This window comes from Phyllobacterium phragmitis, from assembly GCF_002980495.1.
GTDB classification, from domain to species: Bacteria; Pseudomonadota; Alphaproteobacteria; order Rhizobiales; family Rhizobiaceae; genus Paramesorhizobium; species Paramesorhizobium phragmitis.
In genome coordinates this window covers 28,340-50,115 of record NZ_PVBR01000008.1, presented here as the reverse complement: position 1 = coordinate 50,115, position 21,776 = coordinate 28,340, and the positions used below count along the sequence as shown (strand labels likewise).

General features: G+C 63.1%; 20 protein-coding genes and 4 pseudogenes. 20 read left to right on the top strand and 4 right to left on the bottom strand.

Features of this window, described 5'->3' with window-relative positions; all coding sequences use genetic code 11:
* Nucleotides 1-120: 120 nt before the first annotated feature.
* Nucleotides 121-3,129, bottom strand: a complete 3,009-nt coding sequence (gene traA / locus C5748_RS12520) for a Ti-type conjugative transfer relaxase TraA (RefSeq protein WP_105742274.1) — start codon at nucleotides 3,127-3,129, stop codon at nucleotides 121-123.
* A 180-nt stretch (nucleotides 3,130-3,309) separates the two neighbouring features.
* Between traA and C5748_RS12515 the strand changes: the two genes are divergently transcribed.
* Together C5748_RS12515 and C5748_RS12510 are read left to right on the top strand one after the other, a co-directional pair.
* Complete coding sequence (locus tag C5748_RS12515; protein ID WP_105742273.1) at nucleotides 3,310-3,636, top strand: conjugal transfer protein TraD; 327 nt, start codon at nucleotides 3,310-3,312, stop codon at nucleotides 3,634-3,636.
* A 1-nt stretch (nucleotide 3,637) separates the two neighbouring features.
* Entirely contained in the window at nucleotides 3,638-3,964 is a 327-nt protein-coding gene (locus C5748_RS12510; RefSeq protein ID WP_105742272.1) for a conjugal transfer protein TraD, read from the top strand.
* Between the two features lie 387 nt (nucleotides 3,965-4,351).
* Here C5748_RS12510 and C5748_RS12505 read toward each other — a convergent pair whose 3' ends face one another.
* Nucleotides 4,352-5,272 carry an NmrA/HSCARG family protein gene (locus C5748_RS12505; RefSeq protein WP_105742271.1) on the bottom strand — a complete coding sequence of 307 codons (921 nt, stop codon included), beginning with the start codon at nucleotides 5,270-5,272 and terminating at the stop codon, nucleotides 4,352-4,354.
* 102 nt (nucleotides 5,273-5,374) lie between these two features.
* On the opposite strand from C5748_RS12505, the gene C5748_RS12500 reads away from it, so the two are divergent.
* Nucleotides 5,375-5,782, top strand: a complete 408-nt coding sequence (locus C5748_RS12500; RefSeq protein ID WP_105742270.1) for a winged helix-turn-helix transcriptional regulator — start codon at nucleotides 5,375-5,377, stop codon at nucleotides 5,780-5,782.
* A gap of 152 nt (nucleotides 5,783-5,934) precedes the next feature.
* Here the strand turns inward: C5748_RS12500 and C5748_RS12495 are convergent, their stop codons facing one another.
* Nucleotides 5,935-6,513 carry a TetR/AcrR family transcriptional regulator gene (locus C5748_RS12495; protein ID WP_105742269.1) on the bottom strand — a complete coding sequence of 193 codons (579 nt, stop codon included), beginning with the start codon at nucleotides 6,511-6,513 and terminating at the stop codon, nucleotides 5,935-5,937.
* Nucleotides 6,514-6,641: 128 nt separating this feature from the next.
* Here C5748_RS12495 and C5748_RS12490 point away from each other — a divergent pair, with 128 nt between their 5' ends.
* The 3 genes from C5748_RS12490 (at nucleotide 6,642) to C5748_RS12480 (ending at nucleotide 10,882) form a co-directional block, all read left to right on the top strand.
* Nucleotides 6,642-7,889 (top strand): MFS transporter, encoded by a 1,248-nt coding sequence (locus C5748_RS12490; protein WP_105742268.1) that lies wholly within the window; start codon nucleotides 6,642-6,644, stop codon nucleotides 7,887-7,889.
* A gap of 1,128 nt (nucleotides 7,890-9,017) precedes the next feature.
* On the top strand, nucleotides 9,018-9,860 hold the full coding sequence (locus C5748_RS12485) for a type IV toxin-antitoxin system AbiEi family antitoxin (RefSeq protein ID WP_105742453.1): 843 nt from the start codon (nucleotides 9,018-9,020) through the stop codon (nucleotides 9,858-9,860).
* Nucleotides 9,860-10,882 (top strand): nucleotidyl transferase AbiEii/AbiGii toxin family protein, encoded by a 1,023-nt coding sequence (locus tag C5748_RS12480; protein WP_245429059.1) that lies wholly within the window; start codon nucleotides 9,860-9,862, stop codon nucleotides 10,880-10,882. The genes C5748_RS12485 and C5748_RS12480 overlap by 1 nt, the downstream gene beginning before the upstream one ends.
* Here C5748_RS12480 and C5748_RS12475 read toward each other — a convergent pair.
* Nucleotides 10,853-12,043: pseudogene (locus C5748_RS12475) on the bottom strand (MFS transporter); the annotation flags it as partial. The gene C5748_RS12480 and the pseudogene C5748_RS12475 sit on opposite strands and share 30 nt — an antisense overlap.
* A gap of 99 nt (nucleotides 12,044-12,142) precedes the next feature.
* On the opposite strand from C5748_RS12475, the gene C5748_RS12470 reads away from it, so the two are divergent.
* The 14 genes and pseudogenes from C5748_RS12470 to C5748_RS12405 all read left to right on the top strand — a co-directional run bounded on the left by C5748_RS12470 (nucleotide 12,143) and on the right by C5748_RS12405 (nucleotide 21,725).
* On the top strand, nucleotides 12,143-13,009 hold the full coding sequence (locus C5748_RS12470; protein WP_105742266.1) for a LysR family transcriptional regulator: 867 nt from the start codon (nucleotides 12,143-12,145) through the stop codon (nucleotides 13,007-13,009).
* A 345-nt stretch (nucleotides 13,010-13,354) separates the two neighbouring features.
* The gene (locus C5748_RS12465; protein ID WP_105742265.1) at nucleotides 13,355-13,639 is read left to right on the top strand and encodes a helix-turn-helix transcriptional regulator; all 285 of its coding nucleotides are present in this window, start codon (nucleotides 13,355-13,357) and stop codon (nucleotides 13,637-13,639) included.
* 11 nt (nucleotides 13,640-13,650) lie between these two features.
* The gene (locus tag C5748_RS12460; protein WP_105742264.1) at nucleotides 13,651-14,538 is read left to right on the top strand and encodes a replication initiator protein A; all 888 of its coding nucleotides are present in this window, start codon (nucleotides 13,651-13,653) and stop codon (nucleotides 14,536-14,538) included.
* A 208-nt stretch (nucleotides 14,539-14,746) separates the two neighbouring features.
* Nucleotides 14,747-15,385: a ParA family partition ATPase gene (parA, locus tag C5748_RS12455; protein WP_105742263.1), complete on the top strand. Its 639-nt coding sequence runs from the start codon at nucleotides 14,747-14,749 to the stop codon at nucleotides 15,383-15,385.
* Entirely contained in the window at nucleotides 15,382-15,636 is a 255-nt protein-coding gene (locus C5748_RS12450; protein WP_105742262.1) for a hypothetical protein, read from the top strand. Before parA ends, C5748_RS12450 begins: the two co-directional genes overlap by 4 nt.
* The gene (locus tag C5748_RS12445; protein ID WP_105742261.1) at nucleotides 15,633-16,034 is read left to right on the top strand and encodes a DUF2840 domain-containing protein; all 402 of its coding nucleotides are present in this window, start codon (nucleotides 15,633-15,635) and stop codon (nucleotides 16,032-16,034) included. The genes C5748_RS12450 and C5748_RS12445 overlap by 4 nt, the downstream gene beginning before the upstream one ends.
* Nucleotides 15,958-16,929: pseudogene (locus C5748_RS12440) on the top strand (TraG/VirB4 family ATPase); the annotation flags it as partial. The gene C5748_RS12445 and the pseudogene C5748_RS12440, both read left to right, overlap by 77 nt.
* Nucleotides 16,926-17,699 (top strand): P-type conjugative transfer protein TrbJ, encoded by a 774-nt coding sequence (trbJ, locus tag C5748_RS12435; RefSeq protein ID WP_105742260.1) that lies wholly within the window; start codon nucleotides 16,926-16,928, stop codon nucleotides 17,697-17,699. The pseudogene C5748_RS12440 and the gene trbJ, both read left to right, overlap by 4 nt.
* A 10-nt stretch (nucleotides 17,700-17,709) precedes the next feature.
* Entirely contained in the window at nucleotides 17,710-18,072 is a 363-nt protein-coding gene (gene trbK-alt, locus C5748_RS12430; RefSeq protein ID WP_105742259.1) for a putative entry exclusion protein TrbK-alt, read from the top strand.
* 4 nt (nucleotides 18,073-18,076) lie between these two features.
* A complete protein-coding gene (gene trbL / locus C5748_RS12425; protein WP_105742258.1) occupies nucleotides 18,077-19,429 on the top strand; it encodes a P-type conjugative transfer protein TrbL in 1,353 nt (450 codons plus the stop codon).
* Entirely contained in the window at nucleotides 19,429-20,112 is a 684-nt protein-coding gene (trbF, locus tag C5748_RS12420; RefSeq protein WP_105742257.1) for a conjugal transfer protein TrbF, read from the top strand. The genes trbL and trbF overlap by 1 nt, the downstream gene beginning before the upstream one ends.
* Nucleotides 20,109-20,688: pseudogene (locus tag C5748_RS12415) on the top strand (TrbG/VirB9 family P-type conjugative transfer protein); the annotation flags it as partial. The gene trbF and the pseudogene C5748_RS12415, both read left to right, overlap by 4 nt.
* A pseudogene (locus tag C5748_RS12410) lies at nucleotides 20,686-21,474 on the top strand (TraB/TrbI/VirB10 family type IV secretion system protein); the annotation flags it as partial. The pseudogenes C5748_RS12415 and C5748_RS12410, both read left to right, overlap by 3 nt.
* 2 nt (nucleotides 21,475-21,476) lie before the next feature.
* Nucleotides 21,477-21,725, top strand: coding sequence for a DUF2274 domain-containing protein (locus C5748_RS12405; RefSeq protein ID WP_105742256.1), 249 nt, complete (start codon nucleotides 21,477-21,479; stop codon nucleotides 21,723-21,725).
* Nucleotides 21,726-21,776 lie beyond the last annotated feature (51 nt).

Sequence of the window (21,776 nt, the reverse complement as noted above, 5' to 3'; positions counted from 1 at the left end):
CCTCCTACTGATTGTTCCTGACGGCTTCTGAGACCAGTCAGGGCACGGATTTGTCGTTGTGCAAGAAATATTTAGCCGGCGTAGGGCTGCGGCGTACAATCGGCGGTAAAAAGGAAAACCTTACAAGCCGAGATCTCGCCCTCGCCCCCTGCCGAGACCGTGACTAAGGGCGAGGTCACGGCTGATGCCCATGCCTGATTCGAACGAGATGCCTAGATCGCGTTTGCGGCCTTCAAGGATGGATTCAAGCTGCGGATCGCGTTCAAGGCTTTTTGCCATGTTGCCCATCTCGGCCCGGATGGATTTGTAGCCGGAATAATCGCCCGCCGCATATTGGCGCTCACCGGTCTGCTTAAGCTCCTGAAACCGCTCCACGAAGTGGTCGGCGCGCAGGTCGGGGTTCTTGCGCAGGTCGGTTTCCAGTTGCAGGGCACGTCTTGCTGGCAAGGCTCGGTCGGGATCGCCCGAAGCGACCTCCGTCGCAAATTCGGGATTCCTCTTGTAGACGGCTTCAGCATCGTGAGAGCCGTGGGGCCGTAAATCGTTGAATGCCGTGCGGGCCTCTTGCAGTTCCTCAATCTGCTCGGGCGTTGCGGCGATATCGTGCGCCTGCGCCTTGAAGATTGCGTCCACGGCTCGGGCATGACGGACGAACGCCTGTCCACGGGCGCGGCGTGTTGCCTGTTCCGGGTCTATCTCCGCTTTCGGCACGCGTGCTGCGGCTTCGCGGTCCGCGTCCTTCCCGGCGACCTCCCTTTCCGGCTGCTTCACAGCATCTGATCCAGGCACACCGTCGCCCGGGGAACGCAAGCTATCGATGATGTCCTCGATCCTGTCGCGGACATTCTCCGGCACGAGCTTGCGCATGATCTCGGCCACGCGGGCACGGAAGGTGATGCCGCGCCGCTCGGCATACTCCTGCGCCGGGTCAAGCTGCTGCTCGTAATCGGTGGCCATGTCCTTCGCCCGGTCGCGTGACAGCGTGTTCACCAGCCTATCCTGACTGGCGAAGTCGTCGCGGCCGTAATGCAGGTCCATGCCGTCGCGGTGACGCGACAGGGCGACATAGCTGCCGTGTGCATCCAATCCCGGTGTCGCCAGCACATGGGTGCGGTCCACCGTCATGCCCTGCGCCTTGTGGATGGTCGCAGCATAGCCGTGGTCGATGCGGTCGTAGTCCTTGAGGTCGAACGAGACGTTGCGCCCGTCGTCGGCGCGCACCGTCACGCTCTGGGTACTGACTTCTTCGATTGTACCGAGCGTACCGTTCTTGACGCCAAGACCACGTTCGTTTTGCAGGAACATGACACGGTCTCCGCTGGCAAAACTGCGTTCGCCGCGCTCGACCGTGACGCGCACGTCCTCGCCCAGATCGCCCGCGTCCCGCATCCGTTCCCGCGCGCCTTCGTTGAGTTCCCGCACCTCGGCATTGGTATGGGTGAGGATGATGCGGCTGGCATCCGGTGATGTCTGCCGGTCGCGGTGCCAACGCTCGATCAGATCGTCACGCGCCTGTTCGCGGCTTTGCGCTGCATGCACCATATCGTGACGGTCATAGGCATGAATGGCGTCTCGCGTTCTGCCCGTCGCCAGATCGCGCGTGGCATCGCGTTGCCAGTCCTCGCGCTGGCGGCGTACGGTATCGATTTCGACGCCACCATGGCGCTCGTGGATCGAGCGGAATGCTGCGCCCGCTTCGATGGATTGCAACTGTTGCGGATCGCCGACCAGCACCACTTTTGCCCCAACGTCTGCGGCATGGGACAGCACGCGCTCCAACTGGCGCGTGCCGACCATGCCCGCCTCGTCGATGACAAGCACATCGCGTGAGGTGAGCTGGTCGTGGCCGTTCTTCCAGCCATGTTCCATGCTGGCGATGGTGCGGGATGCAATGCCCGATCCGCTTTCGAGATTTTCCGCCGCGATGCCGGAAAGGGCGACGCCCCTGACCTCGTAGCCTGCCGCCTCCCAAGCCTCGCGTGCAACGCCGAGCATGGCGCTCTTTCCTGTTCCGGCATAGCCGACCACGATGCCGAGATCGCGCACGTCCGTGACATGCGCCAGCGCATCGGCCTGCTCACCGGACAGGATCAGCCCGCGTTCTTCGGCGCGCGCAAGCGCTGCCTCTCTGTCCCTGTCACTGACCGCGTGCAATTCCTTCTCAGCCATAAGTTCGACGGCGCGGTGCAGGCGCTGTTCGGCCTCGATCATCTCGCGCGTCGTGAAGCGATCTACACCGCGAGAATCCTGACCAAGTTCGACCAGATCGGGCGAACCGCGCATCGCGCCCATGACCTCGTTGAACTGGTCGATGCCGTCGCTGTGCCGATGCGCGAACATCGCCATGTCGCGGCGCGTGAAGGTCGATTGCTGATGTGTGATCGCGTCCAGTGCGAGGGAAGGATTAGCGATGATGCGTTCGCCATTGTTGCGCGCGATCTCGCGGTGCAATTCAGCCCGGTCGGCGGCTTCGATCCCTTCGACCTCGATGCGCTGCGCGGGGGCGCCGATCTGTGTTTGCGGCTCCAGCGCGATGCCCTGCGCCTCAAGGCTGCGATGGTCGATGCGCGCGTCTATGTCGAGTTCCATCAGCCGTTCATTGGCAAGCTCGGCCCAGCGTTCCCGCCAGCGCTCCACCATCTCCGTACGGTTCCAGTCCCGCTGCTTTTTGCCAAAGCCATCTTCATCCACCTCGCGCATGGTGAGCATGACATGGGCATGGGGTTTGGGCATGCCGTCCTCGCCGATGTCCCAATGCACATTGAGGTCGGCGATCATGCCCTGATCGACAAATTCGGACTGTGCGAAGTCGCGGGCAAGTTCGATGCCTTGTGCCTGCGTCATCTCGCGCGGAATGGCGAATTCCACCTCGCGGGCAAGCTGGGCATCCTTCCTGACCTCGAAGGCTTCGACATCGTTCCAAAGCCGTTCGCGATCCTCCCACACCTCGGGTGCGTTCTCCGGCAGCAACACCTCGGAATGAACGACGCCGCGCTTGGCCGTAAAATCCTGATCGCGGTCCAGCCGGTTGTCGCGCAAACGCGAGGCCGAGCGGTAGGCGGCGGACGCCACCGCGCTCTGGCCGCTCTTGCGGGAAATGACCTTGACGTGAAGATGATAGATCGCCATCGCGATCCAGGAATGGCACGGTCAAGCGCACGTCGGAACGACGTATAAGCGCGCCCTCCCTCGAAAAAATCTCGGGATGGACCGGACCGTGCCAGACCGTCCCGGCAACAATACTGCGTTCCGCGCCTCACGCAACTATCCTTACTGCATCATCAAGTTGCAGACCGATAGGAGGCACACATGCGGAAACCGCGAAACTTCGATGCGGAACTCAAGGCGCTGGAGGACAAGGCCAAGGAACTGAAAACACGCAAGGTGCAGCAGTTGGGTGAACTGGTGATCGCCACGGGAGCAGATGCGCTCAGTGTCGAGGAACTGGCGGGGGCACTGGTTGCGCTCTCGGAAACGAAAGACCCCGCAAAGAGGGAGGCATGGGCGAAACGTGGTGCAGCGTTCTTTCGCAGCCGGTCGCGGCGATCTGCAAAGGCGGCTGACCGCGACAGCGGCAGCGCTCCGCCGCAACCGGGCGGCGCGCAACCGGCATCAGGCACAACGGGCGCGGCATGACATGCGAAGCTGGCAGGTTGAGCGCCGCAAACGAACGCGGCATCTGATCGAACTCGGTGGTCTCGTCGTCAAGGCGGGCATTGTGGAACTGACCGGCGATGACCGCGCGATGATCTTCGGCGCGCTTCTCTGGATGGCCGACAAGCTCGACAGTCAGGACGGCGAACGGGCGCGGGCGTTATGGTCGGCGAAAGGGAAGAATGCATTTGAAGATGGTGGGGCGCGCCCATATCAGCGGTGGTATCAATCCCGCGCGAAAACTGGCGCGGTCCGCCCTCCTGACCGAAAGCAGGTAGCCAGGCGGATCAGTTCCCGCAATCAGCCATGAGGGATGAGCGCGCGTGCACTTCGCCCTCAATAGCGCTGTCGTATTGGGACGGAACGCGCGAAATCTCATTTGCAAAAGCGTCCATATTTCTTGAGCAGCTCGGCGGACCATTAATCGTCGACCAGCCGGAAGGTGATCTGGGAAATAAGATCATTGCCGATCTCACCGATAGGCTTCACAGCGCAAAGCAGAACCGTCAGCTCATTGTAACCCATAATGCAAACATTGCTGTGAATGGCTCTTCGGAACTGGGTTGGGTCACCTTGCCGTCAAGGATAATGTCGAACGTCAGTTCGAGTACGCTGGAGCGATTGACACTCCGACGGAGATGAGGACGCGGACGCCAGTACACAGGCGTCCGCGTCCGCGTCCGCTAGTGAGAAAGGCTTAGCGAAGCGCGACCGGTGCATCCTGCGCCTGCAAGGCGGCCTCAAGAAGCGGCTTGCCGGGTCCGGAGAGCCACGCATCAAGGGTCGTCAGTGCGCCGAAATCCTTGCGGAGAGTGTCGATGTCCGCTGATCCGGCACATCGGCCGTCGTCGACGAGCCCTGCCAATCGTCCAAGGAACGCATTCTGTTCAAGGAGGCTGTCGGGGAAGCGATTGTATGTGATCGTCCTGCCTGCGGCTCGGCTGAGCGTCTCCTGCATTCCGCTTCCAGTGACCTCGTCCCCTGCAATTTCGATGGTCTGACCCGTAAAGCGCTCGGGATCGGCGAAAATCGAGGCAACGATCTTTCCGATGTCGTTTACCGCGATGAACTGCATGGCCTGATCGGGCCGCATGAAGAAGCTGAATGATCCCCGGTCCAGGCCCATGCCCGGCAGCATCAACATCTCCATGAAGGCGGCCGGCCGCACGATCGTGCTACGGATGGGCAGACCACGAATATGCTCCTCGATTTCCGTCTTGCTGTCGAAATGCCCCAGACCGGTTTTGCCTTTGCCAGCAGCACCGGCGGAGGTGTAGACGAGATGCCGAACACCGTGCTTCACGGCCATGTCAGCAACGATCTTGCCGTAGCGGACCTCCTCTTCGTCAGTAACGCCATATGCCGCGCCTTGTCCTGAACTGGGCTGCACGCTGAAGACGCCGTACATCCCCGATATCGCCGCTTCGGTGGACGCGACATCCGAAAAGTCGCCCTTGTGCAACTCGACGCCGATGGCCTCAAGCGCCTTTGCCTTCTCGCCGGCGGGGTCGCGGACAAGCGCCCTGACATGCCATCCGGCACTCTCGAGCGCCCGCGCAACCGCCCCTCCCTGTTGCCCCGTGGCGCCGAACACGAGCACCGTCCTTTCGTCTTCCATTAAAAGTTCCTTTCCATAACCATTGATAGTTACGAAATGGCACTGCTATAAGAAGCACGCAAGACGGCACATTTTTGTCTGCCGGTTACCTGGAGGTAACGCATGGAAAAGACGATCCACGGTCGGCCCTATATCGAAACGAAGAAAGGGCCGATCCTCACGCCATGCGCGCCAAATGGCGTTCTGGCGAGGCTTGGCGACAAATGGACGATACTCGTGATGAGCATTCTCGCACTGGATCCCGCAAGAGCGCTGCGCTTCTCCGAGATCAAGAACGGGATCCCGGACATTTCGCAGCGCATGCTCACCCTCACGCTCCGCAACCTGGAGCGCGACGGCCTGGTGACACGCCACTACTTCGCCGAGGTGCCGCCGCGCGTCGAATACGAGCTGACGCCGATGGGCAAAACGATGCTGCCGGCGCTTGAAGGATTTACCGGTTGGATCCGGGACAACTGGCAGGCGATCGAGCAAGCCCGTCAGCGCTTCGATCGAGCCGGACGCAGCTAGAACGGATCATCGTTTCACGGAAACGCTGTTCCGCTCTGTCCATTTGTTTTCACCGCATTTATGCGACGTCAGGTGAGTCCACCTGACTGCAAAATGCTCTCGCTGTCTGATCGCGCGCTGCACGAAGCGCGTTTGCGATGTTTTCCGCCCAATCATTGTGCGGCGGGTTTGCCCTCCAGGACATCGTCAAGCAGCCGCCAGAAATACTCGACCTCGGGCACCGACGATGTGAACAGGATGCGGTAGATCATCGGCGCAACAATCCGGTCGAGCAGCACGTCCGTCGATGGGGGTGTCTCGCCCCGCGCCAGCGCGCGAGCTTGGATGCTCTCGAACTGTTGGCGCAAATAGGTTGAGCATAAAGCGGCATTTTCCGGCTGGTTTCCCCCCAAGACGTCCCGCACCATGGCCCGGCCCGGCTGCGAGGACATCTCCTCCACATATTGCTCAAGCCATGTGCGCAGATCACCTCTCAAGCTTCCCGTATCTTCGGGCTCGCTATCGGGGCGAAGCTTTTCCGCCGCCACGTCGGACAGGAGTTGCGCAAGCGAGCCCCAGCGCCGGTATATCGTAGAGGGGGTGACGCCAGCTTGCGCAGCAACGGTCGGTACGGTCAGCTCCCCCGGTTCCCCTTTGGCCTGAAGTTCTCGAACCGCGCGATGAACCGCGACCTGCACCCGGGCGCTGCGCCCGCCCGGGCGCGCGCCGCCTCTTTGTCGTGCTTCACCCATGTTTGCCACCGCAAAACCCTTTCGATAACCGCCCCGATTCCGCATTAAAGCAAAATATTTGCGTTAGTGTGGAATTGGGGTTACATCGCTAAAAGCAATTTATTCTCTTTTATCGCAGGAGCAACCCGATGACCACCAAATTCGATGGCTTGGTGCCGCCGCACAGGCCCTCGATCGCCCTTCACGCGATCTCCCTGGTCGCCTTCCTCGCTGCCTCCGCCGCTCCAACGCCTCTCTATCGGCTTTACCAGGAGATGTGGGGCTTCTCGCCCTTTCTCCTGACAATCGTTTTCGCCGTCTATGCTCTGGCGCTGCTCGTGGCTCTTCTGTGCTTTGGCTCCCTTTCCGACCGGTTTGGCCGGCGTCCCGTGATCATCGGCGCGCTTCTTTTGCAAGCGGGCGCTCTCGTCCTTTTTCTTGCGGCGAAGGATGTCGTCTGGCTGGTCGCCGCCCGGCTCCTGCAAGGCTTCTCCACGGGGCTTGCCACCGCGTCGCTCGGCGCGGCTCTGATCGACATCGATCGGGAGCGCGGCGCGTTTGTCGGCAGCGTGGCGCCGATGGCCGGCATGGGCCTCGGTGCGCTTGGCGGTGGGCTTCTGGCCCAGTTCGCACCGGCGCCGCTGCATCTCGTCTATCTCCTGCTTCTCGCTGTCTTCCTGATGCAACTCCTCCGCACCGCGCGATCACCGGAGACAGCAGTGGAGTGCGCGCGGCACGCCTGGAACTGGCGCCCGCGCATCGCCGTTCCGGTCGCGGCAAGGCGTACTCTCCTCATCGTCACACCCGTCAATGTCGCAGCCTGGGCACTGGGCGGCTTTTATCTCTCCTTGATGCCTTCGCTCCTGAAAGAAGTCGCGGGATCCGATGCCACCTGGATGGGGGGGCTCACCGTTGCGGCGCTCACCGTCAGCGGTGCGACCGCAATCCTCTTTGCCAGGCGACACTCGGCCCACGCCTCGCTTATCGCAGGTTCAACGGCGCTCATCATCGGTGTGTGCATGATCCTTTGCGGCGTTGCGCTTTCCTTGCCACTGGCTTTGCTTTTGGGCTCGGTGGTCGCGGGACTGGGCTTCGGCGCCGGCTTTCTGGGTGCACTGCGCAGCGTCGTTCCGCTCGCCGCACCACAGGAGCGCGCAAGCCTCATGGCCGCCTTCTACATCGAAAGCTATCTTGCCAACGCCGTGCCAGCCATTGCTGCTGGCTATCTCGCGCAGCAAATCGGGCTTGAGGAAACGGCGGGCATCTTCGGACTCTTCATCCTCGCGCTCTCAATTTTGGCTATCGTGCTTGGAAACTTGCACCGCGACGGTTCGGGCGCTGCAAAAACACCCGAAACACCCCGCGCAGAGTGCGGGAGTATGTGCAAAGGGCCGTGACTTCGCTGTCTGGCTGAGTCTGACGCCTTTGCAGCGATCAACCGAAACGCCGGCCTTCCCATTTGCCACTGAACTCTCTCGCAAATTGGCTCAGTTAAGGGTTTTGTGCGAGAGAAGAATTGGTAATGGTCGGTCCCGCTGATCTAGAAAGCCGCCGCCTAAGAAGCTCTATTGTTCGCAGATGCAGGTGCGAGAACGACCGCTCTCAGACTAATTCCGAGATTACTGTCAGCTTACTCGTCCTAGTAGGAATGGGCGCTGAGCGTCGGACGACAGTGGCAGCCCTCTCGTGGAGTTCGATGAACACGATCGCCAGGCTCAGTCCGAGAACCGGAGCCTGAACGCAAGGCGACCGCCCCGTGTACGGTCTAAGAAGTTGTTATATTTGCACTATCAGCGAATTATGTCGGAAGTGGTTGCGGGGGCGGGATTTGAACCTACGTCTTCACGATAGCTGACCCGTTGAGAGCACCTCATGCAATCGCACGTTAGCTCTTGATGCACTGGACTTTAGCGCGAGTCGAATTGTTTGCAGATGACAGAGCGATGCGAGAACTATCGACCACTATCGCTGGGAAAAGATCGTATATAACCCGCTACTCTATCCTGCTTTACTCCACAGCACTCCCCGTCACGCCCACTCTAATATTTTTCCTGTCCTAAGGAATTGATTTCCTGCAGAAAATTTCCTTTTGGGCTCTCAGCGCCGTGGCCGGGGCCGTCAAAAAGGCAACCTCTTGATTTTGCTAGAGTTTTTTGGAATTTCACGACAGAAAAAATTCTGTGAACTATCGGCATCTATCGACCGTTTCGCGGTGAGGCATAGACGGCAAACGTAGAATCTAGCGTCCCGATAAAGTACCGTCAAAACCGGCAAAATCAATACATCCACCTCCATCCTAGATTGCTGGGATGGAGGGTTGGTCTTGCCGATTGAGGCAGCCGAGACGGGTTAGGCCTCTCCGACTGGCTGATACGAAACCGGGGTTTTCAGCCATCAGAATTCGAGGATTTGTATCAAGACGATAGCAGCGGGTTTGCCATATGCCGCGTTTGCTAACCGAGGTGATGCTAACCGGGGTATTTTCAAACTAGCGCCCGGTTTAAAGATAAGCTAGAATGTTCACCATGAGTGAGCAAATCACGGGAAAGCTGAAGCAACTTGAGCGCCTCCTCCCGGAGGGCTTGCTCGTTGATTCCGCGTGGCTCACCGCGCGCGACTACTATGCCTCCCTGCGCACCAAATATGTCGCCTCGGGCTGGCTCGAACAGCCGGCACGCCGGGTCTATCGACGCCCCCGCGGGCAGTTGAGCTGGCAGCAGGTCATTATCTCACTCCAGACGCTCCTCGGCCATCGCCTTGTCGTTGGTGGCCGGTCAGCTCTCGAGCTGCAGGGCTATGCCCATTACGTCTCGCAAGGCAGTTCTAAGGTCTATCTTCACGGACCAACCAAGCCTCCCAACTGGCTCGCCGCGCTGCCACTCAAGGAGGAATTCGTCTACCGCAACAGCACACCGCTCTTTGGGAGCGACCTGGACGATGTTGACTTCCCTCCCCTCGTTCCGGGTGCCGGCAAGGAAGGCGACCGGCCTCTCCAGGAGGCCGGACTGCGCTCCCTTGCCTGGGGACAATGGGATTGGCCGCTTACGGTTTCAGCACCTGAACGTGCGATCCTCGAGCTTCTCGACGAGCTGCCCGACCATGAAAGCTTCCATCAGGTCGACGTGCTCATGGAGGGCCTGAGCGATCTTGCTCCACGACGGCTGCAGAAGCTGCTTGTCCGCTGTCGAAGCGTGAAGGTGAAGCGCCTCTTCTTCTTCTTCGCCGATCGGCACCGCCACGCATGGCTCAAACACATTGAGCGCGCTGCGATCGATCTTGGCTCGGGCAAGCGCATGCTGGTCAAGGAGGGGCGCTACGATCCCGTCTATCAGATCACCGTGCCGAAAGAACTAGACGAGGCACCCTGATGGCTTTTGCTGATGCCTACCGCAACCAGGTCGCGCTCCTGATCCGCGCGCTGCCTTCCGTCGCAGCGGAAGAGTGTTTTGCGATGAAGGGCGGCACGGCCATCAATCTCTTCATCCGCGACCTGCCACGGCTTTCGGTCGATATCGACCTCACCTATCTGCCCGTTCAGGATCGTGCGACCTCGTTGGCCGACATCGATGCGGCGATGCTGCGCATCGCAGAGCGCATCACTCAAGCGGTTCGTGGCACCCGCGTCGCGCCATCGCGCTCGCGCGAAAACGTCATCACCAAGCTCGTGGTTCGCAGCGATAGTGCACAGATCAAAATCGAGGTCACGCCGGTCCTGCGTGGCTGCGTATTCGAACCCGAATTTCGTCCGGTTTCCTCCAGCGTCGAAGACGAGTTCGGGTTTGCGGAAATGCGGATTGTCTCCTTTCCGGATCTCTATGCCGGCAAGATCGTCGCCGCGTTCGACCGGCAGCACCCACGTGACCTCTTCGATGCGCGCGACCTCCTGGCGAACGAAGGCATCGACGACGCGCTGCGACGGACCTTTCTTGTCTACCTCATCAGCCACGACCGCCCCATGGCCGAGGTGCTGACGGTACGGCGCAAGGACATCAAGGCTGAGTTCGAGCGCGGCTTCATCGGCATGACGCGGCAGCCGGTCGCACTCGACGACCTTCTGGCGGCGCGTGAAGCGCTGATCAGCGAAATCGTCGGCTCAATGCCTGATGCTCTCCGCCAATTCCTCTTGGCGTTCGAACGAGGCGAGCCCGATTGGTCAACAATCGGCTTGGAGGCGGCCGCTGATCTGCCGGCCGTGCGATGGCGGCAACACAATCTCGATAGCCTGAGTGCCGAGAAGCAGCACCACAGCGACGATGAGCGAGAGATGCATGCCTTGCATAAACGCGGCAGGCGCTGTGTCCCGCACCAAATAACCGCACGTCGCGACGCCGAGCATGCCGCCCACCTGCCGCGCCGTGTTGAGAACACCCGACGCGATGCCCGCCCGTGACGGATCGACCGAGGAGAGAGTCACATTCGTCATCGTCGGCACCATCAGTGCGATTCCGCTCGCCGCCGTCAACATCGGCACGACCAGTCGCCAGTAGGAGCCGCTGACACTGACCGGGATCAGTAGAAGATATCCGACCGCTCCCAGCAGGAGGCCGAACACCATGAGCCGGCGTGCGCCAAGGCGCGTGATCAATCGGCCTGCGACGATGTTCATGACCATCAGAACAATGGTCATCGGCAGGAAGGCAATGCCGGTTTCCTGCGGTGAAAGATGCTGCTCCAGTTGGAAGAACAGGCTGAAGACGAAGATCAGCCCGTAGTAGGCGAAGTTGACGATAACGCCGGTGATCGAGGCAATCGAGAAGGCCGGACTGGAGAACAATGCCAGCGGCAGCATCGGTGCGTGGCTTCGCGCCTCGAACAGGATGAAGCCGATTGCGGATAGGACGGCTACGCCAAGCGCCACGAGAATCCGCGGATGGGTCCAGCCGAGATACGCCGCGTCCGTCAGCGCTATTGCGAGCGATGCGAGCGCCATGATGGCGGCGGCCTGCCCCGGCAGATCGAGCGAGCGGCCCTCGTTCCTGGGACTGGCTGAGGAATAGCGCAGGATCAGGGCCAAGCCGACCAGCCCGACCGGAATGTTGATCAGGAAAACGCTCCGCCAGCCGAAATGCGTCACCAGAAAGCCGCCGATCACCGGGCCGGCCGCCAGTGCGATGCCGCCCGCCGCTCCCCACCATCCGACCGCGCGGTTGCGCTGCTCCTTGTCGGGAAAAGCTTGGCTGAGCAGCGACAACGAGTTCGGAACCAGCAGCGCGGCGCCGACACCTTGCGCGAGCCGCGCCGCAATCAGCGTCGTCAGCGTCGGCGCCAGCCCACACGCGAGCGAAGCAAGCGTGAAGAGAACGAAGCCGGCGATGAAGATGGCGCGCGCGCCAAAGCGGTCGCCCAGGGCTCCGGCCATGAGCAACAGGGCGGCGAAGATGAGCGTGTAGGCGTTGACGACCCATTGGAGACCGGCGACGTCGGTGGAGAATCTCGTGCGCAAGGCGTCGAGCGCGACGTTGACGACACTGACGTCGAGAAGAACGACCACGAAGCCAAGCGCGGCGGCAGCAAGCGTGATGCGTGGGTGTTGAAGGGAAGAAACGGACATCGAGACAACCTTACGAAGGCAATTCGTCTCGAAATTACGCCGGTGATTTCTATGCGAAAATTCCCTATATTCGCCAGCGAACCTGGAGAAATCGCACAGATGGCCGATTGGGAGAATCTTCGCCATTTCATGGCGGTGGGGCGCAGTGGCACCCTGTCCGGTGCGGCGCGTGCGTTAAAGGTCGACCACGCCACCGTCAGTCGTCGGCTGGCGGCGCTCGAAGCCGAGCTGGATGTGATGCTGGTCGACCGCCTGCCACGATCCTGTCGCTTGACGGCGATCGGACAGCAGGTTTTCGATCAGGCCGTCACGATGGAAAGCGCGGCTGACAGCATTGCCCGGATTGCCCGGGCTGCGCATACGCCGCTTATCGGCAAGGTCACGCTCAGCGCCCCGCCGGTGCTGGCGGCCCATGTGCTGGCACAGCATCTCGCGCACTTCCGATCGCTCTATCCGGATATCCGTCTTTCTCTCGCCGCGCAGGCGCAGCAGGTGTCGCTCAGCCGCAGGGAGGCGGATGTGGCTCTCCGGCTGGTGCGCCCCGAAGAGACCGGCAGCTTCGCGCGAAAACTTGGGGTCATGGAATTCGGTCTCTACGCACGCCGTGACTACGAGCATCGCGAGGCGCCCGACCGATGGCAGTTTATCGCCTACGACGAGAGCTTCGCCGACATGCCACAGCAGCAATGGCTGCTCGGGATTGCCGGCCCACGGCCGATCGCGTGCGAATTGAACGATATCAGCGGGCATCTTATCGCAGCGCGCGCCGGAGCAGGCGTCGCAGGGCTGCCCTATTTTTTGGGAGACGCCGACCCGGACCTCGTGCGGGTTGGGCAGGATGTTCCATCCTTCTCTCGGGGCATCTGGCTTGTTGTCCATCGGGATTTGCGCAAGACGCCTTCCGTCCGCGCCGTGATGGATTTCGTCGTCGCGCTCATCACTCAGCATGGCGGCTTTTCTGCGTGATGAGGACGCCCGGGAAAGCGTCAATACAGTAGCCGGGCTGATATCTCCGCGCCACTCTGCGTCAGACCGTTTCTCGCTGCGTGGAGCTTGCCGGGCGCGGACGAGCCCGATGGGGCCATAGCAACTTGACGGCTTACTAACGACCCCGGCCGTTCAAGGCACCATTCTAGGCTGAGAGAACGGTTCCAATCCCGCACTGACACTATAACCAACGCTGACACCCACAAGGGTGTCGAATTTAGCGACCTTACTTCGACATCGTTCGAGGCGCCGTCTTCACGCCACCGTGCTCGCAACCCGCCGCTCATCCGCAGCGGCCACCCGCGAGACCACGGAGGTTCGATCATGGCCGAGAAAGCCGCCAATATACCGCCACGCTACCTGCGAACGCAGGAGGCGGCGCGCTTCCTCGGCCTCTCCGAGCGCACCCTTGAGAAGCATCGCACCTACGGAACCGGCCCGATCTACCGCAAGCTCGGCGGCCGCGTCGTCTATTCCATCGACGACCTTCAGGCCTGGGCGGATCGCGGTCTCGTCACCTCGACCTCCGACCCGCGCGGCGGCACCGTGCTTCCGGCCAAACGCCATACCGCCTCGCCCGCCACCGCCGGTGGCCGCTTCCCGCGCTGAGACGGCTGGCCATGTCGTCCCACCCCCACCATCGCGAGGAGCGCGCGCAGCTCGATCTATTCCGGGCGCTGCCCGGCGATCTCGCGCCGCGCGACGCGCAAGACCTCATGGCCTATCCGTTCTTCTCGCTCGCCAAGTCGAAGCGCCTGGCGCCGATCGACTTCAAGGCGGGCTCGGTCAAGATTCGCGTCGAAGCCGTGCCCGAACATGGCATGGCCACGATCTGGGACGCCGATGTCCTCATCTGGGCCGCCTCGCAGATCGTCGAAGCGCGCGATGTCGGCCTGCGCCCGTCGCGCCTGATGGCAACCACGCCCTACGAGATTCTGAATTTCATCGGCCGCGGCGTGTCGCTACGCGACTACGACCGCCTGAAGGCCGCACTCGACCGGTTGCAGTCGACAACGGTCGCGACCTCCATCCGCCAACCGAACGAGCGGCGGATGCACCGTTTCTCCTGGATCAACGAATGGAAAGAACGCGCCGATCACCGCGGTCGTCCGCTCGGCCTCGAGCTGATCGTCCCCGACTGGTTCTATGGCGCGGTCCTCGACGACGCGCTCGTGCTCACAATCGACCGAAACTATTTCGGTCTCACGGGCGGCCTGGAGCGCTGGCTCTACCGCCTGGTGCGCAAGCACGGCGGTCGCCAAGAGTTCGGCTGGAGCTTCGATTTCCCCCACCTCCACGCGAAGTCCGGCAGCCTCTCGCCGCTCAAACACTTCGCCTACGACCTGCGCGACATCGTCCGCCGCCAGCCGCTGCCGGGCTATCGGCTCACCATCGAGCAATGCGTCGGCGGCCCCGAAATCCTGTCCTTCGTACCAACCGATCCCGACGCGCTCGGCATCCCGCGCCGCCGTCGCCGCTCGTCAACTCGCTCTGGGGATAAGCTGTGAATCATCTCGTGCTATCAGGGACCGGCACTATCGTGCCATCGGGGACCGGACTCTCGTGCTATCGGGGACCGGAATCGTCGATTCATCGCGCTGAATCAGCAGCTTGCGAGCCCCGTAACTTATCTAACCTAGATTCCTACGGAATCTTTCTAACGGAACCCGCCTTTTCGCGCCGTGTGGACGAGTCCCCGTTTCCCGGGAGACCGTCATGATCGTCGCGCTCCTCAACCAGAAGGGCGGCGTCGGCAAGACGACGCTGGCGCTGCATCTCGCCGGTGAATGGGCTCGGGGCGGCAAGCGCGTCACGCTGATAGACGCCGATCCGCAAGGCTCGGCGCTGGACTGGTCGCAGCAACGTAGCCGGGAGGAGTTGCAGCGGCTGTTCGGTGTTGTCGGCCTGGCGCGCGACACGCTGCATCGTGAGGCGCCGGAGCTGGCGCGTGACGCCGACCATGTCGTCATCGACGGACCGCCACGCGTCGCCAGTCTCATGCGCTCGGCGCTGCTCGCCGCCGATCTTGTCCTGATCCCGGTGCAGCCGTCCCCGCTCGACGGCTGGGCGTCGGCCGAGATGCTGACGTTGCTCAGCGAAGCGCGGATCTATCGGCCGGACCTTAAGGCGCGGTTCGTGCTGAACCGCTGTGCGGCCCGCACGATCCTCGCCCGCGAAACCGCCGAAACGCTGGCGGAGCACGACCCGCCATTGCTGGCGACGACCATTGGTCAGCGCATCGTCTTCGCCGATGTCGTGCAGACCGGCCGGATCGCCGCCGAGCAGGACGAGACATCGCCTGCCGCGCGGGAGATCGCCGCGCTCGCCGCCGAGATCTTGAGGATCGGGGCATGAGCGAGCGGTCCCCGAAACGCAGCTTCGCATCCCGCCCGGCCGATCCGGAAAGCTGGGTCAAAGCGCCAGACCGTCCATCCGCGCGTGCGGACGCCGCCGCCGACTTCACCGCCAGGCTGACGATCGACGTCACTGCCGACATGCGGGGGCGGATCAAGATCGCGGCCTTCCAGCGCGGCCAGACGGTTGCCGACATGCTGCGCGCGCTGTTCGAACGCGAATTCCCACCACCACAAGGAGACGCCCAATGACCGGTCTTGCCGCCGCATCCGCGCGCGCCGGCCGCGCCACTGGATTGTCGCTCGACGATCTCACCCAAGTCGAACTCATCTGGATCGAGAAGCAGGTCGAACACTGGATCCGGTTCGGCCGCGAGCTGCGCGAACAGGTCCTCGACCGCCGTCGTCGCATCCTCTTTTTCCCTCCCGGCGCAGCCTTCGCGCTGGTGCGCTGGGCCGCGAACGAGCACGGCACCGTGCTCTCCCGGCTCGACATCCTGCGCGCCGTCGCTCCCGGCGAAGCCTGCCAGACGATCCCGACCGTGACGCCCGGCGGCGACATCCTGCTGCGCGTTGACGGCTGGCCTCACCGAAGGCTCAGACGACAGCGTGTCGCTTCAGCCGCTCGCACGCATCGACGACGTCGCTGAACGCGCATGGGCTTCCGACTGGCTGATCGCCATCCTCGGGCGCGAGAGCGTGCCTGTCACGCCTGAGGTCAAGGAGCATCTCTGGTCTGCGCTCTCGTCCCTGGCCTCCGCGCCGGTTTCCGAGCGCACGCTGACAGGCCTGTCCGTTCTGCTCCAGTCGAACGATCTGAAGCAGGCGCTGCGCCCTTACTGTGTCGGTGGCCCCTACGGCCGACTGCTCGACGCCGAAGCCGAACACCTCGGCCAAGCCAATGTTCAGGTCTTCGAGACCGAAGGGCTCATCGGCACTGGCGCTGCGGCCGCCGTGCTTGCCTATCTCTTCCATCGCATCGAGGACCGCCTCGACGGACGGCCGACCCTGCTGATCGTCGACGAAGGCTGGCTCGCCCTCGATGATGAGGGGTTTGCGGGCCAGCTCCGCGAGTGGCTGAAGACGCTGCGCAAGAAGAACGCCAGCGTCATCTTTGCGACGCAGTCGCTGTCGGACATCGATGGGTCGGCGATCGCGCCGGCCATTATCGAAAGTTGCCAGACCCGCATCCTGCTGCCGAACGAGCGTGCGATCGAGCCGCAGATCACCGCCATCTATCGGCGTTTCGGGCTCAACGATCGTCAGATCGAGATCCTCGCGCGGGCGATGCCCAAGCGGGACTACTACTGCCAGTCCCGGCGCGGCAACCGGCTATTCGAGCTGGGCCTGTCGGACGTGGCGCTCGCGCTCTGCGCCGCATCCTCGAAGCAGCACCAGGCGCTGATCGCCGAGGTTCATGCCCGCAGCGGCACCGACGGGTTCCTCGCCGAGTGGCTTGCCGAGAACCGGCTTGGCTGGGCGGCAGACCTGATCGCTGACCTCACCAACGTCACCCCCCAAACCGATCCGGAGGCACGCCCATGACCCGTTCCATTCAATTCCGCTCGCGCGCACTGCGTCTGACCGCCGCGCTGTTGGCCGCGCCGATCGCGCTCTCGCCGATCCTCAGCACACCCGCCGCCGCGCAGTGGATCGTCTACGATCCGACCAACTATGCGCAGAACGTCCTGACAGCGGCGCGCACCCTGCAGCAGGTCAACCAGCAGATCACCCAGCTTCAGAACGAAGCGACGATGCTGATCAATCAGGCCCGCAATCTGGCGAGCCTGCCATACTCTTCTCTCCAGCAGCTTCAGCAGTCGGTTCAGCGCACCCAACAGCTTCTGCAACAGGCGCAGGGCATCGCCTATGACGTCCAGCGCATCGACCAGGCCTTCACGTCTACCTACGGCAACGCTTCGATGTCCGCCTCCGACCAGGCGCTCGTGGCGGGGGCGCGCGAGCGCTGGCAGAACACCGTCGGCGGGCTGCAAGACGCTATGCGCGTTCAGGCCGGCGTCGTCGGCAACATCGACACTAACCGATCGGAGATGTCCTCGCTGATCGGCCGCAGCCAAGGAGCAACGGGCGCACTGCAGGCGACGCAGGCCGGCAACCAGCTCCTTGCGCTTCAGGCACAGCAGCTTGCCGATCTCACGGCCGTCGTCGCTGCAAACGGTCGGGCACAGGCGCTGTCAGAGGCGGAGCGCGCCGCGGCCGCCGAACAGGGCCGCGAGCAACGTCGCCGCTTCCTGACGCCGGGCTCCGGCTACCAGGCGGGGAACGCCCGCATGTTCCCCAACAGCGGCAACTGAGGGCGCGGCCATGGACGGCAAGATGCTCGCCCGACTTGGCGCGGTGGTGTTCGTCGCGGTGGCCATCACCGCGACGGCGATCGAGATGAGCCGCAAAGAGGAGCCGACGGAGAGCTGGGCTACGTCACGGCCGAACACGGCTCCGTCCGACCCCTTGCGCGACGAGCTGTTCCGCTGCCAGGCCCTCGGAGAAGCCGGACCGCGTGACGCGGCCTGCCTGCGGGCCTGGGCCGAGAACCGCAACCGCTTCCTTGCGCCGGGCGCTCGACCCGCCGAGCGGCTGCCTGACGCTCCGCCTGTTCCGCATCCGTCATCCGATGCGGCTGTCCCGGCTCAACCGGCACCGGTGTGGCCGCCGGCCGGGACGCGGTAGCATCATGGGCAACACCGGCGTCATTGACCACTTCCTCGAGGTCTTCACCCGCTACATCGACAGCGGCTTCGGTCTGCTCAGCGGCGAAGTCGCCTTCATCGCCACCACCCTGATCGTCATCGACGTGACGCTGGCGGCTCTGTTCTGGAGCTGGGGCGCCGACGACGACATCATGGCGAGGCTGGTGAAGAAGACGCTGTTCGTCGGCGTCTTCGCCTACATCATTGGCAACTGGAACAACCTCGCCCGCATCATCTTCGAGAGTTTCGCCGGCCTCGGCCTCAAGGCCAGCGGCACGGGCTTTACGACCGCCGATTTGCTGCGACCTGGCAAGGTGGCGCAGACCGGCCTCGACGCCGGACGTCCGCTTCTGGAATCCATCTCCGGCCTGATGGGCTACTGGTCGTTCTTCGAGAATTTCATCCAGATCGCCTGCATGTTCCTCGCCTGGGCGCTGGTGCTGCTCGCCTTCTTCATCCTCGCCATCCAGCTTTTCGTCACGCTCATCGAATTCAAGCTGACGACGCTTGCCGGCTTCGTGCTGATCCCGTTCGGGCTGTTCGGCAAGTCCGCATTCATGGCCGAACGTGTCCTCGGCAACGTCATCTCCTCCGGCATCAAGGTGCTGGTGCTGGCCGTTATCATCGGCATCGGCTCAACGCTGTTCTCCGAATTCACCGCCGGCTTTGGCGGTGCAACACCATCCATCGACGAAGCCATGGCCATCGTGCTCGCCGCGCTGTCGCTCCTCGGTCTCGGCATCTTCGGCCCCGGCATCGCCAGCGGCATCGTCTCTGGCGGCCCGCAGCTCAGCGCCGGCGCGGCGGTAGGTACAGGCCTCGCCGCCGGCGGCATGATCGCTGCCGGAGCCGGCGCGGTCGGCGCCGTTGCATCCGGAGGCGCGGCACTTGCCGGAGGCGCGGCAGCCGCGGCCCGGGGCGGCGCGGCGATGGCGGGTGGCGCATCCACGGCCTACAACCTCGGCGCAGCCGGCCAGTCAAGCGCCAGTAGCGTCGCGTCAGGTCTCGGCGGTGTCGCCCGGGCAGGTGGCAACGCGGCTATCTCACCGCTGCGCCGCGCCGCCTCACGCGCCGCCGAAAGCATGCGCTCCAGCTTCAATGCCGGCGGCAAGGCCGCGTTCGATGCCACTGGCGGCTCCTCGACGATGGGATCGGTCGGTAGCGACGGCGGCGGCTCGGCCGCACCGGCAATCGCCGGCGGACCGCCAGCATGGGCGCAGCGTATGCGCCGCTCCCAACGCATGACCCACGCCGTCCAGGCGACCGCACACGCCGTGCGCTCCGGTGATGCCCATGGCGGCGGCTCTTCCGTCAATCTTTCCGAAGGCGACCGCTGATGTTCAAACGACCCTCTACCCACTATGGCAAAGCCCCCGAACCCGAGACGCCCTATCAGCGCGCCGCACAGGTCTGGGACGAACGGATCGGGTCCTCGCGCGTCCAGGCGAGGAACTGGCGGCTGATGGCCTTCGGTTCGCTGATCCTCTCCGCTGGCTTCGCAACCGCGCTGGTCTGGCAATCGGCGCGCGGCACGATCGTGCCCTGGGTGGTGCAGGTCGACCGGCTCGGCCAGGCGCAGGCCGTGGCGCCAGCTGTTGCCGACTATCGTCCGACCGACCCCCAGATCGCCTTCCACCTGGCGCGCTTCATCGAGCAGGTACGCTCGATCCCGGCCGACGCCATCATCGTCCGCCAGAATTGGCTGCGCGCCTATGACTTCACGACCGATCGCGGCGCGGCGGCGCTCAACGACTATGCCCGCTCCAACGACCCGTTCACAAAGGTCGGTCGCCAGCAGGTCGCGGTGGAAGTCTCAAGCGTCATCCGCGCGTCTCCAGACAGCTTCCGTGTCGCCTGGGTCGAGCGCCGTTACGAGAACGGCCAGCTTGCCACAACCGAGCGCTGGACCGCGATCCTGACGATCGTCGTGCAGGTCCCGCGCAACGCGGAGCGCCTGAGGGCGAACCCGCTCGGTATCTATGTCAATGCCATCAACTGGTCACGGGAGATGGGCCAATGAACGGGCAGACTTCCCGTACTGCCGGCAAGCCGCTTTTCGGTGGACCCGCGTTTGCGGCAATCCTACTTTCCGCAACGACGCTCGCCGGCTGCGCTACGGCGCCGAAACCGCCGCAGATCAGCTACGACGCCGATGTGCCAGCATTGCCCGCCGTTCCAGCCACCGTCACGAACGAGCGCCCCCGTCCGCTTCACAACCCACCAGCCTGGACGCCGACTAAAGGCGGAACCGCGGCAAACACGCCGACTGGCCGTGTACAGAATGCCAATGCGGCCGCGCGGGTCGAGCCGCGCCGCGAGGGCTACTACAATTCGATCCAGATCTATCCGTGGAGCGAAGGCGCCCTCTACCAAGTCTATGCAGCACCCGGGCAGATCACCAACATTGCGCTCGAGCCGGGCGAAAGCCTGACCGGTGCAGGTCCGATCGCCGCCGGCGACACGGCGCGCTGGATCATCGGCGATACCGAAAGCGGCAGCGGCGTCACACGCCGCGTCCATGTCCTGGTCAAACCGACGCGGCCGGATCTCTCGACCAATCTCGTGATTACCACCGACCGGCGCATCTATATGATCGGAGGAGGAAGCGGCGCGCACCTCGCGCGTGTTCTTTCAGACAGAGACAAGGACGGCGGCCACGCAGGGGATACCCAGCGGCGACGCTCCCGCGCTTCCAGGCCTAACTGGCCTCGGATTGCCGGGGCAACAGACTGCTCAGACCGCGCAGGAGCGGCAGATGACCTTCCTCAACGCCGGCGTCGATCGCCGCATGGTCGCGCTCGATCGCGTATTGGCGCCCGCTTCACCTTACGTGCTGCAGGCGGGTGCGGTGATCTCGGCTGCGCTGATCACCGGCATCCGATCCGATTTGCCGGGCCAGATCACTGCCCAGGTCACCGAGAGCATCTACGACAGCCCGACCGGCCGGCTGCTGCTCGTCCCACAGGGCACGCGCATCATCGGCGAGTACAGCAACGATGTTGGCTTCGGTCAGCGCCGCATCCTGCTCGTCTGGAATCGGCTGATCTTCCCGAATGGTCGCTCCATCGTTCTGGAACGCCAGCCCGGCGCCGACACCCAAGGCTATGCCGGTCTTGAAGACGGCGTGGACTATCACTGGTGGGATGTCGCCAAGGCGGCGGGTCTCTCGACGCTGTTAAGCATCGGCGCGGAGCTCGCCACCAACGACGACGACCGCCTGATTCAGGCTATCCGCAACGGCGGCCAAGACACCATAAACGATGCGGGACAGCAAATCGTACGCCGCCAGCTCAACGTGGCACCGACGCTCACCATTCGGCCCGGGTTTCCGGTGCGCGTGATCGTCACGCGCGATCTCGTCCTCGAACCGTATGGAGGGTGATTATGCCAAAGCTGAAACTCGGCCGAATTTCGGACGACAAGCCGGTGAAGGTGACGATCGAACTGCCGGCGGCGCTTCATGGCGACCTCGTGGCCTATGCCGAGATTCTGGCTCGTGAGACCAAGCAAGAGATCAATGACCCGACGAAGCTGATCGCCCCAATGCTGGCACGCTTCATGCTGACTGATCGTGGGTTTGCCAAAGCGCGAAAGATGTATGATGCGCCGCAGACCAAATCACCCGGTTCCTAGGCATCAGGCACTGGACATTGGTTCATCGGATATAGGCTCTTTCGTTCCGCC